The sequence below is a fragment of the Bradyrhizobium elkanii USDA 76 genome (genome assembly GCF_023278185.1).
GTDB lineage: Bacteria > Pseudomonadota > Alphaproteobacteria > Rhizobiales > Xanthobacteraceae > Bradyrhizobium > Bradyrhizobium elkanii.
Genome location: NZ_CP066356.1, coordinates 6,744,883 through 6,758,871, shown reverse-complemented (window position 1 = coordinate 6,758,871; position 13,989 = coordinate 6,744,883). Strand labels below are relative to the sequence as shown.

The following is a 13,989-nucleotide window of genomic DNA, read 5'->3' as shown; positions in this document are numbered from 1 at the left end:
GTGTTCCGGGCCGCTTTTCCCTGTGGGCGAGCATGAAAACGGCGCAATGCAGCTAACCGGAATTTCGCGATTCCGGGCAGGGGACGTTGGTCGTAGGCCGGACCTGTACGACGATGCGGCCGCGCAGGCCGGCCGCGCCTGATGGTGCTGCTGCCTCCCAGGAGCGGCTCAGGAGCGGCCGCGGCGCTCGCGACGAGTTTAACTTCCCCGCGAGAAACATTCCGCCGTTCGCGGCATTCTCCCTTTGCTGACAGGCCGAGCAGACCTCGACACGTCGTTGTCGTTGGTTCCGCGTCCGGCTGACTTGAGGAGAGCGGCGGCATGCAGATCTCCGGACGTTTGGAACTATCGCGGCGCCATCTGTTGATTGTTGGAGCTGCCTCGCTTGCGGCGTCGTCGATCGCGACGCCTCCGCCTGCGGCCGCCCAAGCTGCCCCGACCGGAGCGCCCGTGATGACGAGAGTATCCTTCGACGTGAACGGCGAAACCCACCAGCTCGAGCTCGACACCAGGACCACGCTGCTCGATGCCCTGCGCGAGCACCTGCATCTGACCGGCACGAAGAAGGGCTGCGATCATGGCCAATGCGGCGCCTGCACCGTGCTCGTCGACGGGCGGCGGATCAATTCCTGCCTGACGCTCGCCGTGATGCATCAGGGCGACGAGATCACGACGATCGAGGGGCTCGGTACGCCGGACGGCCTGCATCCGCTGCAGGCGGCGTTCGTCGAGCATGACGGCTATCAATGCGGTTATTGCACGCCGGGCCAGATCTGCTCGGCGGTCGCCGTGCTTGCCGAGGTCAAGGCCGGGATCCCGAGCCATGTCACGGCGGATCTGAATGCGCCGCTGCGACTGACCAATGCCGAGCTCCGCGAGCGCATGAGCGGCAATATCTGCCGCTGCGGCGCCTATTCCAACATCGCCGAGGCGATCAGCGAGGTCGCCGGGAGGAGCGCATGAGATCATTCAGCTATGAGCGCGCCGCCTCGCCGGGCGCGGCGGCCGCAGCGGCCGCCGGCACCGCGAACGCCAAGTTCATCGCCGGCGGCACCAATCTGCTCGACCTGATGAAGCTCGAGATCGAGACGCCGGCGCATCTGATCGACGTCAACGACCTGGCGCTCGACCGCATCGAGGAGACCGCGGACGGCGGCCTGCGGATCGGCGCGCTGGTGCGCAACACCGATCTCGCCGCCGATATACGCGTGCGGCGCGACTATGGCGTGCTGTCGCGCGCGCTGCTCGCCGGTGCTTCCGGCCAGTTGCGCAACAAGGCGACGACCGCGGGCAATCTGCTGCAGCGGACGCGCTGTCCTTATTTCTACGACACCAATCTGCCCTGCAACAAGCGCAAGCCCGGCAGCGGCTGCGCCGCGATCGGTGGCTTCAGCCGCCAGCATGCGGTGGTCGGGGTGAGCGATGCCTGCATCGCGACCCATCCGAGCGACATGGCGGTGGCGATGCGCGCGCTCGACGCGACCGTGGAGACGGTGCGGCCCGACGGCACCACGCGCAGCATCCCGATCGCCGAGTTGCATCGTCTGCCCGGCGACAGCCCCGAGATTGAAACCAGCCTGGAGCCGGGCGAACTGATCACCGCGGTGGTGCTGCCGAAACCGGTCGGCGGCGCGCAGGCCTATCGCAAGGTGCGCGACCGTGCCTCTTATGCCTTTGCGCTGGTCTCGGTTGCCGCGATCGTGCAGCGCGACGGCACCGGCCGCGTCGCGCTCGGCGGCGTGGCGCACAAACCGTGGCGCGTCGAGGCGGCGGAGGCGGAATTGCCTGCTGGCGCCAAGGCCGTCACCGCGCGCCTCTTCGCCGATGCGAAGCCGACCAAGGACAATGCGTACAAGCTGCCGCTCGCCGAGCGAACGCTGGCGGCGGTGCTGCGCGAGGCCAGAGCTTGAGATGAGGGCCTGACATCATGCGTTTTGAACATCCCGCCACCTTCAATCCGATCGACCAGCTCAAGGTGATCGGCCACCCGACCAGCCGGATCGAGGGGCCGCTCAAGACCACCGGCACCGCGCCTTACGCCTATGAGCGCCACGACGTTGCGGCCAACCAGGCTTATGGCTACGTGGTCGGATCGGCGATCGGCAAAGGGCGGATCGGTTCGATCGATCTCGAGGCGGCGAAGGCTGCGCCCGGCGTGCTCGCCGTCGTCACAGCGGACAATGCCGGCAAGCTCGGCAAGGGCGAGCGCAATGCGGCGCCGCTGCTCGGCGGGCCCGAGATCGCGCATTATCACCAGGCTGTCGCGATCGTCGTCGCCGGGACCTTCGAGCAGGCGCGGGCCGCGGCGCAACTGGTCCGGATCGACTACGTCAAGGGCGACGGCAAGTTCGATCTCGCCGCGGAGCGGGACAAGGGCATCACGCCGCACCCGTCATTCGGCGGCCCGGCCGACACCGCCGTCGGAGATTTCGCCTCCGCCTTCGCTGCTGCGCCGGTGCAGGTCGACTCCACCTACACGACGCCCGATCAGGGTCACGCGATGATGGAGCCGCATGCTTCGATCGCGGCCTGGGACGGCGACAAGCTCACGGTCTGGACTTCCAACCAGATGATCGCCTGGGGCGCCGAGGACATGGCGAAGACGCTCGGCATCCCCAAGGAGAACGTCCGTCTGGTGTCGCCCTATATCGGCGGCGGCTTCGGCGGCAAGCTGTTCCTGCGCGCCGAGGTGCTGCTCGCCGCGCTCGGCGCCCGTGCGGCCGGCCGTCCGGTCAAGGTCGCGCTGCAACGTCCGCTGATGTTCAACAACACGACGCACCGTCCGGCGACGATCCAGCGCATCCGCATCGGCGCCGAGCGCGACGGCAAGATCACCGCGATCGGCCACGAAAGCTGGTCCGGCAACGTCAGGGACGGCGAGCCCGAGATGGCGGTGAGCCAGACGCGGCTGCTCTATGCCGGCGCCAGCCGGATGACGGCGACGCGGCTTGCGGCGCTCGATCTGCCGGAGGGCAATGCGATGCGCGCGCCCGGAGAAGCCTCCGGCATGATGGCGCTCGAGATCGCGATCGACGAGCTCGCCGACAAGCTCGGCATCGACCCGGTGGCGCTGCGCATCAGCAATGACACCCAGGTCGACCCCGAGCATCCGGAGCGGCACTTCTCGCAGCGGCAATTGGTGCAGTGCTTGAGCGATGGCGCGGCGCGGTTCGGCTGGGACAAGCGCAACCCGAAACCCGGCGAGGTCCGCGACGGACGCTGGCTGGTCGGGATGGGCGTCGCCGCGGCGTTCCGCAACAATCTCGTGACCAAATCGGCGGCCCGCGTTCGTCTCGACCAGAACGGCATCGTGACCGTCGAGACCGACATGACCGACATCGGCACCGGCTCCTACACCATCATCGCGCAGACCGCCGCCGAGATGATGGGCGTGCCGCTCGAGAAGGTCACGGTGCGGCTCGGCGATTCCGACTTTCCGGTGTCCTGCGGCTCGGGCGGCCAGTGGGGCGGCAACAATTCCACTGCCGGTGTCTATGCAGCCTGCACCAAGCTGCGCGAGACCATTGCGCAGAAGCTCGGCTTCAATTCCGAGGAGGCGGTGTTTGCCGACGGCGTGGTCCGCTCCGGCAATCGCAGCGTGCCGCTGGCGCAGGCCGCCGGCGGCGGCGACCTCGTGGCGGAGGATGCCATCGAATATGGCGATCTCGCGAAAACCTACCAGCAGTCGACCTTCGGCGCGCATTTCGTCGAGGTCGGCGTCGATGCCGACACGGCGGAGATCCGGGTGCGGCGGATGCTTGCGGTCTGCGCGGCGGGCCGCATCCTCAATCCGAAGGCGGCGCGCAGCCAGGTGATCGGCGCGATGACCATGGGCGTCGGCGCTGCGCTGATGGAGGACCTCGTGGTCGACAAGCGTCACGGCCTGTTCATCAATCACGACCTTGCGGCCTATGAGGTGCCGGTCCATGCCGACATCCCGCATCAGGAGATGATCTTCCTCGACGAGACCGACCCGATGTCGTCGCCGATGAAGGCCAAGGGCGTCGCTGAGCTCGGCATCTGCGGCGTCGCCGCCGCGGTCGCCAATGCGGTCCACAACGCGACCGGCATTCGCGTGCGCGACTATCCGATCACACTCGACAAGCTGCTCGCGGAGATGCCGGTCTAAAGCGCGACGAGATTAGGTCGAATCGTCATCGCGCTCAGAAAACCGCTTCGCACTTTCCGGATCGTGCTCTAGCCGCGCCCGACGAACGAGCCGATGCCCCGGCCGATCGCAGCGCCGTGCTGAAACAGCGCGCCGAGGTGATCGCCGGGCACCGACATCGCATCGAGGCCGTTCTCTGCGGCGAAGCGCTGCATCGGCGCATGCGGTCCGTCGTCCTGCCCGTTCCACAGCAGCACAGGCACGCGCGAGGACAGCACCGCGTCCTTGGCGCCGTCGACCTGGCCGAGCGCATTGAAGCAGGCGCGCACGCCGCCTTCGAGATCCGGCGTCACCCATTCGGCAAGCTCCGGCACGGTGCGACGGGCAAAGGTGATGAAGGCGCCGTAGGTCAGCGGGCCGGCATTGCCGCGGGGCAGTCCAGTGAGAAAGTCCCAGCCGCCGATCGCCAACGACGCCAGCCGCGCCGGGAAAAACCGGGCGACGCCGACCGCGACCCACCCGCCCATCGAGTGTCCCACCACATGGGCGCGCTCGCCGCCGAGATCGTCGATCACGGCGACGATGTCGCCGGCGCGCTGCGCCTGATTATAGAGTGCCGGATCGGCGGGCTTGTCGCTCAGGCCATGTCCGAGCGAATCGACGCAGGCGACACGAAAGCGATCGGCAAGCGCGTCGACCACGCCGCATTGCTTCCAGCTCGCGGCGTCAAGCAAGAGGCCGTGCTGCAGCACGATCAGCGGCCCGGATCCCTCGACGGTGTAATGGATGCGCTGGCCCCGGTGATTGGCGAATGGCATTGATAGAGTTCCCCATGTTTCACCGACAGGTGAGCGTGGCAGCGCCCGGATTCAAGCCCTCGTTCCGGAACGGGAACCGTCCCGCACCGCCCGATCGCGGGCGGAACCTCGCCTTCAGCCGCCCCACACGGTGGCTTCGCTCCAGCCGAGATCCCTGAACTCGGCCGCCCGGAGCGGCGCTTCGCCGGCGGCGAAGAATTCGTCGAGCTGCGGCGGCTTCACTGTGGTCTCCGAGAGCATCGCGTGGGCCTGGCCGCGATGATGGATCTCGTGCTGAAACAGATGCATCAAGAGGCGGTCGCGTCGCTCGGTCTGCACCGAGGTGTCGCGGTTGACCTTCACGATGTCCTCGAGCCGCTCAGGCGTCAGCGCATCGCAGTGCACGATCAGCCGCTGATCGATCGCGCGCTGGGCGTCTTTCAGCTGCGCCACCGACGGGTAGGGCACCTCGTTCGCCCAGGCCTTCGGGCCGAGCCAGCCGCCTTCGAGCGCGTCGATATAAAACAGGTCGATGACATGAATGTGGTTCAGCGTCGCCTGCAGGCTCGGGAAGAACCCGGTCCGCGCGGCGGCGAACTCCGCCTGGCTGAGACCTGCGCAGGCCGTGAGCAGGCGATGATTGGCCCAGGCATTGTTGTACGCAAAAGCGCGAAAAGTCTGAACGAGGCCTGCTTGCATATCGGTCCTCACTGGATTGACTGTTTCAGCCGGGCTCGGCGGCCAGCCGGCCGATCCACGACAGCGATCGTGGTGCTTGCGTTGCTGACTTGATCCTCGCATAGCTAATCCATCGTGGTGCACTTCATCCGAGGACGGCAGCAGATGCAACTGGCAAAGAACGTGATCGACGTCGGCCTTTCCTCCAACGATCTCGAGCCGATGCTGCGGTTCTGGCAGCAGGATGCCGGACTTCGCTTCGATCACGTGCAGCCGATCCGCCGCGGGCAGAAGCAGTACCGGCACGACGCGCAAGGTTCGGTCATCAAGCTCAACCATCATGTCGAACCGCTGCCGGATGCGGCGCCGAGCGGCTATCGCGAACTGATCATTGCGCGCGCGGGCGTCGAAACGCCGCAACACATGCACGATCCCGACGGCAACCGGGTTTGCCTGGTTGCGCCCGGACATGACGGCATCACCCAGATCGCCGTCGCGATGGCGGTGCGCAACCTCGCCGCGCATCGCAGGTTCTACGGCGATATCCTCGGCTTCACCGAGCAATCATGGTCGGGCGGTCCGGCGTTCCGCCTCGGCGACAGCCTGATCCTGCTCGAGGAAGATGCTGCCGCGACGGTCGATCCGATCCGGCAGGCGCGCGGCTGGCGCTACATCACGCTGCAGGTCGCCGATATCGACGCCGTGCATGATGGGCTGCGCGCCAAGGGCGTGCGGGAAGGCCTTGCGCCGGTGACGCTCGGCGAGGTCGCACGGATCTCCATGATCCTCGATCCCGATGGCAACTGGATCGAACTGTCTCGTCGCGCATCGATCGTTGGGAGCCTGTCCAACCGCTAGGCAGCAAATTTTCTGCCCGCCCGCGCGGCGCCGATGATATGATCCCGCGAATGCATCCAATTTGATGATCGCTTTATGCAGTCGATTTTCGGGCCGCGGCGGGTTCATCGATCGATCTTGCCAGCGGCTGTCGGCTCGGCTTGCCTGCTGCTGTTTGTCCCCGTTGCAAGCGCTCAACCTCTCAGCAATCCAGCGGTGACGCCCGTCGCGCAGCGCGCAGAGCCGGCGCAGACAGAAACATCGCAAACGGAAACGTCTCGTCCGGATAGCAACGCCGGAGTGCGCAACGCTGAGGCCGATCGGTCGGCGTCCGATCAGCAATCGTCATCCGTTCCGTCGCCGGCGCCGACACCTTTGCGTCCAAAGCTCGACGGGCCGCAGCAATACTGCAAGGCGTTAGAGGAGGCTGCGTTAGAGAACGGCTTGCCGCCGGATTTCTTCGTCCGGCTGATCTGGCAGGAAAGCAATTTCGATCCCAATTCCGTCAGTTCGGCCGGTGCCCAGGGGATCGCCCAGTTCATGCCCGGTACGGCGCGGTGGCGCGGTCTGGTCGACCCGTTCGAGCCATTGCCTGCCTTGCAGGAATCGGCGCGCTGGCTCCGCGAACTGCGCGCGCAATTCGGCAATCTCGGCCTTGCGGCGGCCGCCTATAATGGTGGTCCGCGGCGTGTTCAGGATTGGTTGGCGGGACGCGGAAACCTGCCGGGCGAAACACGCGCCTATGTCAGGATCATCACGGGCAAGTCTGCCGAAGAATGGGCGCAGGGTTCGCTCGAGGACCGGGTCCACACCGACGCGGCCATGGCCTGCGGCGACATCGTGCGCGGCATGCTCGTTCGGGCGCTTCCCGCGGGCCCAAGAGAGTTCGGGACAATCGCACAGCAAGCTGCGTGGGGACCCTGGGGACTTCAATTGGCCGGCGGCCCGTCGCAATCGAGGGTCCTCGCCGACTACCAGCAACTTCAGAAACGATTTGCATCCGTGCTCGGCGATCGCGCACCGCTCGTTCTGAGATCGCGCATGGCCGGACCAGGCTCGGCCACCTGGTATCTGCTCCGGGTCGCCGAGACGACCCGTGAGCGGGCTAACCAGCTGTGCGCCCGATTGGAGGCAGTCGGCGGGCGCTGCCTGGTGTTTCGGAATTAGGTGGCGCGACGTTGCAGGTCGCCTGCGATCGACGGCGTGATCAGGCTAATTGGCGACAGAGCCCTCGACCGCAAATGTGTGGTACCTGGCGTATTTCTCGCCGACGGCCCGAACTTGCACGTAGGCTGGATCGTGTCGCCAGGCCCAAAGCGCGTCCATGCTCGGATACATATAGATGACGACGCGCTTGGGTGGATTTCCATCGACGGCAACGACCTGCGAACCGGTTGCCGCAGCGCCTGCAGCCGCAATCAGCTTTCCGCCATGTGCCTTGATGATCTCCTTCGCCTGCGGGAGATAGTCCCTCGCATAACCATCGGGATCGGTGACCTCGATTTGGCCGATCAGATAGGCGGGCGGCCTGGCTTCGCCGTGCAGTGCTTCGCTGCCAAGCGCGCCGATCGCGGTACAACCCAACATGACCAGAGCCATCCTGCCTCCAGAATTCATGGGAGCCTCCTCCGCTGCCGTGCCGGTGCCGCAAGCCGCAGCCTGACAGGACTTTCCACGAGGCTTCGAAATACGTCCAATACATATATTTTCTCAAATCTTATGCTCGAATGGTATAAGCGGGCATGAACCTCCAACAGGCCCTCACGTTCCTGACGGTGGCCGAGCTCGGCACCGTTTCAAAGGCTGCATTGCAGTTGCGTGTCGCCCAACCGGCCTTGTCCAGGCAAATCATCGGTCTCGAACGGGAGCTCGGCTTGCAGCTCTTCGATCGCGTCGGGCGCCGGCTTCTATTGACTGGCGAAGGCGAGCAGTTGATTGCGGGCTGCCGTCTGCTGCTCAACAGCGTCAATTCGCTGAAGCAGCAGGCTCAGTTGCTCCGTCAAGGAGATACCGGGGTCCTGAGGATCGCTGGCTCGCCGCAACACATCGAGAGCGTGCTGTCAGAATTTCTCCACCGGTACGCGGAGCGATATCCCGGGGTCGAGATCAGGATCAGGGAGGGGACAGGTAGCGAGATATTGGCGATGCTCGAACGCGGGGAAGTTCATCTCGGCCAAAATCTACTGCATGCCGTCAGACTGAATGAGCAGCACTTCGGCAGCCTTCCGCTTGGATCCGTGCAGTTACTGGCTGCTTGCCATCCGTCGATGCCGCTTGGTCCTCGTCGCACGATCGAGATCGCTGACCTCGCCGAACTTCCGTTGCTGCTGCTGGACAGCGGGTTCGGATTTCGGCGTGCTTTCGATGCGGCAAGCCGTATGGCGGGGCTGAAACCCAAGATCATGTTCGAGAGTCGCAGTCCGCACACCTTGCTGGCGCTCGCCGAGGCGGGACACGGCGTCGCGATCGTTCCCTCCCAGCTTCAGTGCTGGCGCTACGAACTAAGAATTGTCGGTCTCACGCACAGGCGCCGTGTGTTGCAGGAGCCCCTGACCATCTCATGGGACAAGCGGCGTCCGTTGCCTCGTTTCGCGACCGACTACTGTGCAATGCTGGCAGCGCATATGCGGAAGACGTTTCCGATCACGCGCCCCACGGAGCCGGCTGTAGCAAAAGCAAGCGTTCGGTCCCGCGCAAGGCGAGTTCCACGCAAGGCGAAAAGTCCGAGTGGTTGAATATTGCGATTTGTGCCCGCGTCATCAATCACTGAGTTCCCCGCCGGCGTACGCCCTTACGCGAAGCATGGTTCGGTTTATCGGAACGACAGCTCGGTGTAATTCCGCTCATCCGATCGACGACGCTTCTGAGCTTGTCCTAGCGGATTAAGTGTGTATGCTTGCAGCGTTCGATTTGCCGTTGTGCCTTGTTGAATGGTCAAAGCGGCCCTTTTCCAAAGAACATCGTCGGTTGAAGGATGATGCGGAACCAAGCGCGAATTCACGTGCGTCCGCTTTGGAGAAGACAAATGCCTACAGGTACTGTGAAGTGGTTCAACGGCCAGAAGGGCTTCGGTTTCATTCAGCCCGATGATGGCACGAATGACGTGTTCGTTCACATCAGCGCTGTCGAGCGGGCCGGACTTGGCGGTCTCGCCGAGGGCCAGAAGCTGTCGTTCGAACTCAAGATAGACAAGATGCGTGGCAAGACCAGCGCCGAAGATCTTCGGCTGGCTTGAATCGATCTGTCATTCCACGGATGTACTGGGATGACAGCCGCGGCCCGCTCGATCCTCTGATGGGTTGAGCGGGTCTCGCTGCTTTTCAAAGGGCTCATTCGCTCATGGCCAAGAAGCCGGAAGAACTTTCTGCCGAGCGCCTGGCCAAGGCCCAGCGCCAGCGGCTTGCCGCCGAGGCCGGCGCGCAGGCAATCGCTGAGGTCGAGCGCGACGCGATCGCCGTGCGCAAGAACATGGTGCGTCTGCGGGCTCTCCGTGAAGCGCGTGACGCCGAGGCGGCCGCGCAGGCTGGCCCTGCACCATCAGCGCCTGCAGCCAAGAGGACCAAACGGATCAAGCGCATCGTGCGCTGAGCTGCGCACTCCCCGCATCCTCGATCACGTCGCTGAAGCTGCCCTGTTTTTTGACCGCCACGCTGGGATCGCTATGGGAAGCAGCGTGGACTGGTCATGACTCTCCGGGGCGACTCTCGCCGTCTGCATCGAACTTCGTCGCCACATTTCGCAAGGTCGGCAGGAACGATCGAGAGCCGGGCCATATTATCATGGCGATGAAGTACTATTTCGATCTCCGTGACGGTTGCGGCTTGGCCCTCGACGAGGAAGGTCTGGTGCTGTCCGATCTCGCGGCGGTTCAAGAAGAAGCCGCGCGTGCTTTGGCTGACATGGTTCGCGATTCCGTTCGCGGTCACAATTTCGATCAGATTGCGATCGAAGTCCGGGACGACGACGGGCCCGTGCTTGAAGTGCGGATTGCATGGCGCATTCGCCGGTCAAATTCCTGAGTTTGGTTGCGCGCCGACGCCCTAGCACCTTGTGATGCCCAGACTGAGACTGACCTGAAACAGCGGCCCTTCGTCCGTGCGGACCTCGAACGCCAGCAGCCTTTGCTTGTCCAAAGACGGGTTGTCTTTGGCTATGCTAAGCAGTGACTGCATCGCTTCGTGCGCGGCAGTTTCCTCGTCGCGTAGCTCGATGCCCTGTTTGTCGGCATAGAGTTGCTCGCCGTTGCGGATATCGAAATAGAAGCGGGTTGCCATCTTCGGCTCCCTTTTGTGGCGGGAGCTGCCCAGGCTCTCAGGTGCCGGCGCTCAATAGTCATCCGGCAGCGCCGTACTCTGCGCCTGTTGGAGCGAATTTGCTACGCGGCAACGATGGAGATTTTTGGGGAACCGCTTTTCGCGTTCGCGGTCAAGCCGCCGTCGCCGTTCAGCCATGATCTCGCCGTGGCTGAACCGTCGGATATAATTCTCACGATCTGCGATCGCGTCTTGCATAGCTGAGATAAGTGCATAGGTGTGGTGGATCGACTGGCCTTGAGCCTTGTAGATCGGTCCCGCAGGACCTTTTTCCAAAGACATCGTCGGATGAAAGCGAGGACGCGTGCTGGTAGCACCGCGGCTGAAGCTTCCGCGACGTTGTCGGTCGGCTGCCGTTCCACGGATGTACTGGAATGGCAGTGCGGCCCGCTCTGTCACTGATAGAGCGGGCTCTTGTTCATTCAATGTGCGTTGTACCGCGAGAGAGGTAATCCGTTGCAAGTTCTTGTCAGGGACAACAACATCGACCAAGCGCTTCGAGTTCTAAAGAAGAGGTTGCAGCGCGAAGGCGTATTTAGAGAGATGAAGCGCCGCAGATCGTTCGAAAAGCCATCGGAAAAAAGGGCTCGAGAGAAATCCGAGGCCGTGCGGCGAGCCCGCAAGCTTGCCCGCAAGCAAGCGATACGGGATGGATTGATCGCGGCGCCTCCGCGGAAACCCAAATTCCCGGCGTCCAAACCTTCGGCGCCAAGGCAATCACCACAATCGCCACAGCAAGCAGGCGGCACACGGGAGACCTAGCCCGTACCGATCCTGCTGGAAGGATCGTGCAAGATGACGCGGCGAACTTATCGAGGCAACGGATGCCTCCAGGAACGCATCTCCGATGAGATCTGTCGTCGGCGAGCCGTGGATCGGGATGTTCGATCGCGGCACGACGACCGACGGCGACGTGCGCAAAACCTGGCCGGAACGACCATTAACGCAATGGCGGATCATGCCGCCAGCCAGTTCGATCAGGCCGCTCGCAAGCGTGACTTGCTCGACGGCCCCGAGGAGTTTCGCGCGTTTCGCGCGTTTCGCGCGGACCGCTGACAGACGTATGATTCGGCGGTAGACGCAAAATTCGATGTCGTCCCGGGCAAGCGAAGCGCGACCCGGGACCCATAACCACAAATGCCGATTGGTTTGCAAAGCTGGAGCCACAGCTCGTTTTAAAACGGAACGCTGTGGTTGTGGGTCCCTGCTTTCGCAGGGACGACAGTTGTGATGAGGCACGTCGTGTGCATCAAACGTGCGAGAAGGACCCTTGGCGAGCACAGCGCTTTGGGCCCTCTCACTTCGCAATGACGGTGGAAAGTATCTTACCCCGCCAGCACCGCATCCGCGCCGGTCACCGCCTCGGCGCTTTCGGTCACGGTCTTTTCCAGCGACGGCGCCTGCACGGCGATGTTCTCGGCGAAGAAACGCGCCAGTGCGACGTAGCGCTGCGGCTCGGCTTCGCCGTTCGCCTTGGCGGCCAGCGCCTCGCCGGCGAGCATGCAGCCGCCGAGCGTTGCGGCGAACAGCCGCAGATAGGGCGTTGCGCCGGCGAGTGCCTCGTTCGGCGCTGAGGCGAGGCGCTCGAGCAGCCATCTGCTGGTGCGCTCCAGCGCAGCGTGCGCGTCGCGCAGCTTGGTGCCCGTGGTGCCGAACGCCGGATCGTTGGAGGTCTCGACCTGCTTGATGACGGCAGCGAGCTCGTCGAGCAGCGCCCACACCGAGGCGCCGCCATTGGCGCCGAGCTTGCGGGTGACGAGGTCGATCGACTGGATGCCGTTGGTGCCTTCATAGATCGAGGTGATGCGGGCATCGCGGTAATGCTGCGCGGCGCCGGTCTCCTCGATGAAGCCCATGCCGCCATGGACCTGCACGCCGAGATAGGCGACCTCGTTGCCGATGTCGGTGGAGAACGCTTTCGCGATCGGGGTCAGCAGCGCGCCGCGCGCCGCAGCGTCAGCGCGCACCTTGGCGTCCTTGGCGCGCACCGAAACGTCGAGCGCGACCGCGGTGGCGTAGCAGATCGTGCGCGCCGCCGCCGTCATGCTGCGCATCTGCATCAGCATGCGCTTGACGTCGGGATGCACGATGATCGGATCCATCCCGTCGCTCTTGTGGCCGATAGCTTTCCCTTGCCGACGCTCCTGCGCATAGGCCAGCGCCTGCTGATAGGCGCGGTCGGCAATGCCGACGCCTTCGAGGCCGACGCCGAGGCGGGCCTGGTTCATCATCGTGAACATGCAGCGCATGCCCTGGTTTTCCTCGCCGATCAGATAACCGATCGCGCCACCCTTATCACCCATCGTCATGGTGCAGGTCGGCGAGGCGTGCATGCCGAGCTTGTGCTCGACGCCAGAGGCATGGATGTCGTTGCGCGCGCCGAGCGAGCCGTCGACGTTGACCAGGAATTTCGGAACCAGGAACAGCGAGATTCCCTTGGTGCCCGAGGGCGCATCGGGCAATCGCGCAAGCACGAAATGCACGATGTTGTCGGTCATGTCGTGCTCGCCATAGGTGATGAAGATCTTGGTGCCCTTGAGGCGGTAGGTGCCGTCATCCGCGCGTTCGGCGCGGGTGCGCAGCGCGCCGACGTCGGAGCCGGCATTGGGCTCGGTGAGCTGCATCGTGCCGGTCCACTCGCCGGTGACGAGCTTCTCGAGATAGGTCTTCTTCAGCTCGGCGCTGCCATGGGCATCGAGCGCCTCGATCGCCGACAGCGTCAGCAGCGGGCAGAGGCCGAAGGCGACATTCGACGCGCTCCAGATCTCGGTGCAGGCGGCGTTGACCGCGAGCGGCAGGCCCTGGCCGCCGAACGCTTCCGGCCCCGACACCGCGTTCCAGCCCGCGGCGGTCCAGCGCTGATAGGCGTCGGGCCAGCCCGGCGCGGTCGTCACCTTGCCGTTGTCGAGCTTGATGCCGTGCTCGTCGCCGACACGATTCAACGGCGCCAGCACATCGGAGGCGAACTTGCCGGCTTCTTCCAGCACCGCAGCGGTGATGTCGCCGTCGAAATCGCCGTAGTGGCCCGCCTCCACGGCGGCAGCTAGCCCCGCACCGTGATTGAGGGACAGCAGGATATCGTTGATCGGCGCACGGTAGGTCATGGCGTTACTCCCGACGAGGCGTTTGCGAATTGTCATCCCACGAAACAAGCGGCCCCTCAACTGGCCGAGCGGACATCGCGCGGTCTGTTTCGGCCACCGCGGCGTCGCCCTATAATGAGAGTACCGCCATCATCCTGCGGCTTTCGCGCCTT

At 64.4% G+C, this 13,989-nt stretch carries 17 protein-coding genes; 11 read left to right on the top strand and 6 right to left on the bottom strand.

Annotation, left to right across the window (positions count from 1 at the left end):
* Window positions 1-321 precede the first annotated feature (321 nt).
* The 3 genes from paoA to paoC are packed head-to-tail and all read left to right on the top strand — an operon-like array spanning window position 322 to window position 4,129.
* Window positions 322-963 (top strand): aldehyde dehydrogenase iron-sulfur subunit PaoA, encoded by a 642-nt coding sequence (gene paoA / locus JEY66_RS32425; RefSeq protein ID WP_016844561.1) that lies wholly within the window; start codon window positions 322-324, stop codon window positions 961-963.
* Window positions 960-1,910: an FAD binding domain-containing protein gene (locus tag JEY66_RS32420; RefSeq protein ID WP_018270366.1), complete on the top strand. Its 951-nt coding sequence runs from the start codon at window positions 960-962 to the stop codon at window positions 1,908-1,910. Before paoA ends, JEY66_RS32420 begins: the two co-directional genes overlap by 4 nt.
* Before the next feature lie 17 nt (window positions 1,911-1,927).
* On the top strand, window positions 1,928-4,129 hold the full coding sequence (gene paoC / locus JEY66_RS32415; protein WP_018270367.1) for an aldehyde oxidoreductase molybdenum-binding subunit PaoC: 2,202 nt from the start codon (window positions 1,928-1,930) through the stop codon (window positions 4,127-4,129).
* A gap of 68 nt (window positions 4,130-4,197) precedes the next feature.
* Here the strand turns inward: paoC and JEY66_RS32410 are convergent, their stop codons facing one another.
* Both JEY66_RS32410 and JEY66_RS32405 read right to left on the bottom strand, forming a co-directional pair.
* Window positions 4,198-4,926, bottom strand: a complete 729-nt coding sequence (locus tag JEY66_RS32410; protein ID WP_016844544.1) for an alpha/beta fold hydrolase — start codon at window positions 4,924-4,926, stop codon at window positions 4,198-4,200.
* Window positions 4,927-5,040: 114 nt separating this feature from the next.
* Window positions 5,041-5,604: a DinB family protein gene (locus tag JEY66_RS32405; RefSeq protein WP_016844543.1), complete on the bottom strand. Its 564-nt coding sequence runs from the start codon at window positions 5,602-5,604 to the stop codon at window positions 5,041-5,043.
* Window positions 5,605-5,748: 144 nt separating this feature from the next.
* Between JEY66_RS32405 and JEY66_RS32400 the strand changes: the two genes are divergently transcribed.
* Window positions 5,749-6,441: a VOC family protein gene (locus JEY66_RS32400; RefSeq protein WP_016844542.1), complete on the top strand. Its 693-nt coding sequence runs from the start codon at window positions 5,749-5,751 to the stop codon at window positions 6,439-6,441.
* Between the two features lie 195 nt (window positions 6,442-6,636).
* Window positions 6,637-7,587 (top strand): lytic transglycosylase domain-containing protein, encoded by a 951-nt coding sequence (locus JEY66_RS32395; RefSeq protein WP_038379373.1) that lies wholly within the window; start codon window positions 6,637-6,639, stop codon window positions 7,585-7,587.
* A gap of 45 nt (window positions 7,588-7,632) precedes the next feature.
* Here JEY66_RS32395 and JEY66_RS32390 read toward each other — a convergent pair whose 3' ends face one another.
* A complete protein-coding gene (locus tag JEY66_RS32390; protein WP_240537013.1) occupies window positions 7,633-8,007 on the bottom strand; it encodes a DUF1330 domain-containing protein in 375 nt (124 codons plus the stop codon).
* A 155-nt stretch (window positions 8,008-8,162) separates the two neighbouring features.
* Between JEY66_RS32390 and JEY66_RS32385 the strand changes: the two genes are divergently transcribed.
* The 4 genes from JEY66_RS32385 to JEY66_RS45500 all read left to right on the top strand — a co-directional run bounded on the left by JEY66_RS32385 (window position 8,163) and on the right by JEY66_RS45500 (window position 10,439).
* On the top strand, window positions 8,163-9,155 hold the full coding sequence (locus JEY66_RS32385; protein WP_016844539.1) for a LysR family transcriptional regulator: 993 nt from the start codon (window positions 8,163-8,165) through the stop codon (window positions 9,153-9,155).
* A 290-nt stretch (window positions 9,156-9,445) separates the two neighbouring features.
* Window positions 9,446-9,655, top strand: a complete 210-nt coding sequence (locus JEY66_RS32380) for a cold-shock protein (protein ID WP_016844538.1) — start codon at window positions 9,446-9,448, stop codon at window positions 9,653-9,655.
* A gap of 104 nt (window positions 9,656-9,759) precedes the next feature.
* Entirely contained in the window at window positions 9,760-10,008 is a 249-nt protein-coding gene (locus JEY66_RS32375) for a hypothetical protein (protein ID WP_018270369.1), read from the top strand.
* A 50-nt stretch (window positions 10,009-10,058) separates the two neighbouring features.
* On the top strand, window positions 10,059-10,439 hold the full coding sequence (locus JEY66_RS45500) for a DUF6894 family protein (RefSeq protein ID WP_370145183.1): 381 nt from the start codon (window positions 10,059-10,061) through the stop codon (window positions 10,437-10,439).
* Window positions 10,440-10,460: 21 nt separating this feature from the next.
* Here JEY66_RS45500 and JEY66_RS32365 read toward each other — a convergent pair whose 3' ends face one another.
* Window positions 10,461-10,694: a DUF6894 family protein gene (locus JEY66_RS32365; RefSeq protein ID WP_016844535.1), complete on the bottom strand. Its 234-nt coding sequence runs from the start codon at window positions 10,692-10,694 to the stop codon at window positions 10,461-10,463.
* 51 nt (window positions 10,695-10,745) lie between these two features.
* On the bottom strand, window positions 10,746-11,225 hold the full coding sequence (locus JEY66_RS32360) for a hypothetical protein (RefSeq protein ID WP_162136744.1): 480 nt from the start codon (window positions 11,223-11,225) through the stop codon (window positions 10,746-10,748).
* On the opposite strand from JEY66_RS32360, the gene rpsU reads away from it, so the two are divergent.
* Together rpsU and JEY66_RS32350 are read left to right on the top strand one after the other, a co-directional pair.
* Window positions 11,190-11,495, top strand: a complete 306-nt coding sequence (gene rpsU, locus JEY66_RS32355; protein WP_075968627.1) for a 30S ribosomal protein S21 — start codon at window positions 11,190-11,192, stop codon at window positions 11,493-11,495. The genes JEY66_RS32360 and rpsU overlap by 36 nt on opposite strands.
* Before the next feature lie 33 nt (window positions 11,496-11,528).
* Window positions 11,529-11,789 (top strand): hypothetical protein, encoded by a 261-nt coding sequence (locus JEY66_RS32350; RefSeq protein ID WP_129964902.1) that lies wholly within the window; start codon window positions 11,529-11,531, stop codon window positions 11,787-11,789.
* A gap of 269 nt (window positions 11,790-12,058) precedes the next feature.
* Here JEY66_RS32350 and JEY66_RS32345 read toward each other — a convergent pair whose 3' ends face one another.
* A complete protein-coding gene (locus JEY66_RS32345; RefSeq protein WP_016844532.1) occupies window positions 12,059-13,837 on the bottom strand; it encodes an acyl-CoA dehydrogenase family protein in 1,779 nt (592 codons plus the stop codon).
* Window positions 13,838-13,989: the final 152 nt, after the last annotated feature.

Excerpts from the sequence above, each read along its gene's own strand:
- paoA (WP_016844561.1), top strand. The coding sequence starts at position 322 with ATGCAGATCTCCGGACGTTTGGAACTATCGCGGCGCCATCTGTTGATT.
- paoC (WP_018270367.1), top strand. The coding sequence starts at position 1,928 with ATGCGTTTTGAACATCCCGCCACCTTCAATCCGATCGACCAGCTCAAG.
- JEY66_RS32420 (WP_018270366.1), top strand. The coding sequence starts at position 960 with ATGAGATCATTCAGCTATGAGCGCGCCGCCTCGCCGGGCGCGGCGGCC.
- JEY66_RS32365 (WP_016844535.1), bottom strand. The coding sequence starts at position 10,694 with ATGGCAACCCGCTTCTATTTCGATATCCGCAACGGCGAGCAACTCTAT.
- JEY66_RS32345 (WP_016844532.1), bottom strand. The coding sequence starts at position 13,837 with ATGACCTACCGTGCGCCGATCAACGATATCCTGCTGTCCCTCAATCAC.
- JEY66_RS32375 (WP_018270369.1), top strand. The coding sequence starts at position 9,760 with ATGGCCAAGAAGCCGGAAGAACTTTCTGCCGAGCGCCTGGCCAAGGCC.
- JEY66_RS32400 (WP_016844542.1), top strand. The coding sequence starts at position 5,749 with ATGCAACTGGCAAAGAACGTGATCGACGTCGGCCTTTCCTCCAACGAT.
- JEY66_RS32405 (WP_016844543.1), bottom strand. The coding sequence starts at position 5,604 with ATGCAAGCAGGCCTCGTTCAGACTTTTCGCGCTTTTGCGTACAACAAT.
- JEY66_RS32350 (WP_129964902.1), top strand. The coding sequence starts at position 11,529 with ATGACGCGGCGAACTTATCGAGGCAACGGATGCCTCCAGGAACGCATC.
- JEY66_RS32385 (WP_016844539.1), top strand. The coding sequence starts at position 8,163 with ATGAACCTCCAACAGGCCCTCACGTTCCTGACGGTGGCCGAGCTCGGC.
- JEY66_RS32390 (WP_240537013.1), bottom strand. The coding sequence starts at position 8,007 with ATGTTGGGTTGTACCGCGATCGGCGCGCTTGGCAGCGAAGCACTGCAC.
- JEY66_RS32410 (WP_016844544.1), bottom strand. The coding sequence starts at position 4,926 with ATGCCATTCGCCAATCACCGGGGCCAGCGCATCCATTACACCGTCGAG.
- JEY66_RS32380 (WP_016844538.1), top strand. The coding sequence starts at position 9,446 with ATGCCTACAGGTACTGTGAAGTGGTTCAACGGCCAGAAGGGCTTCGGT.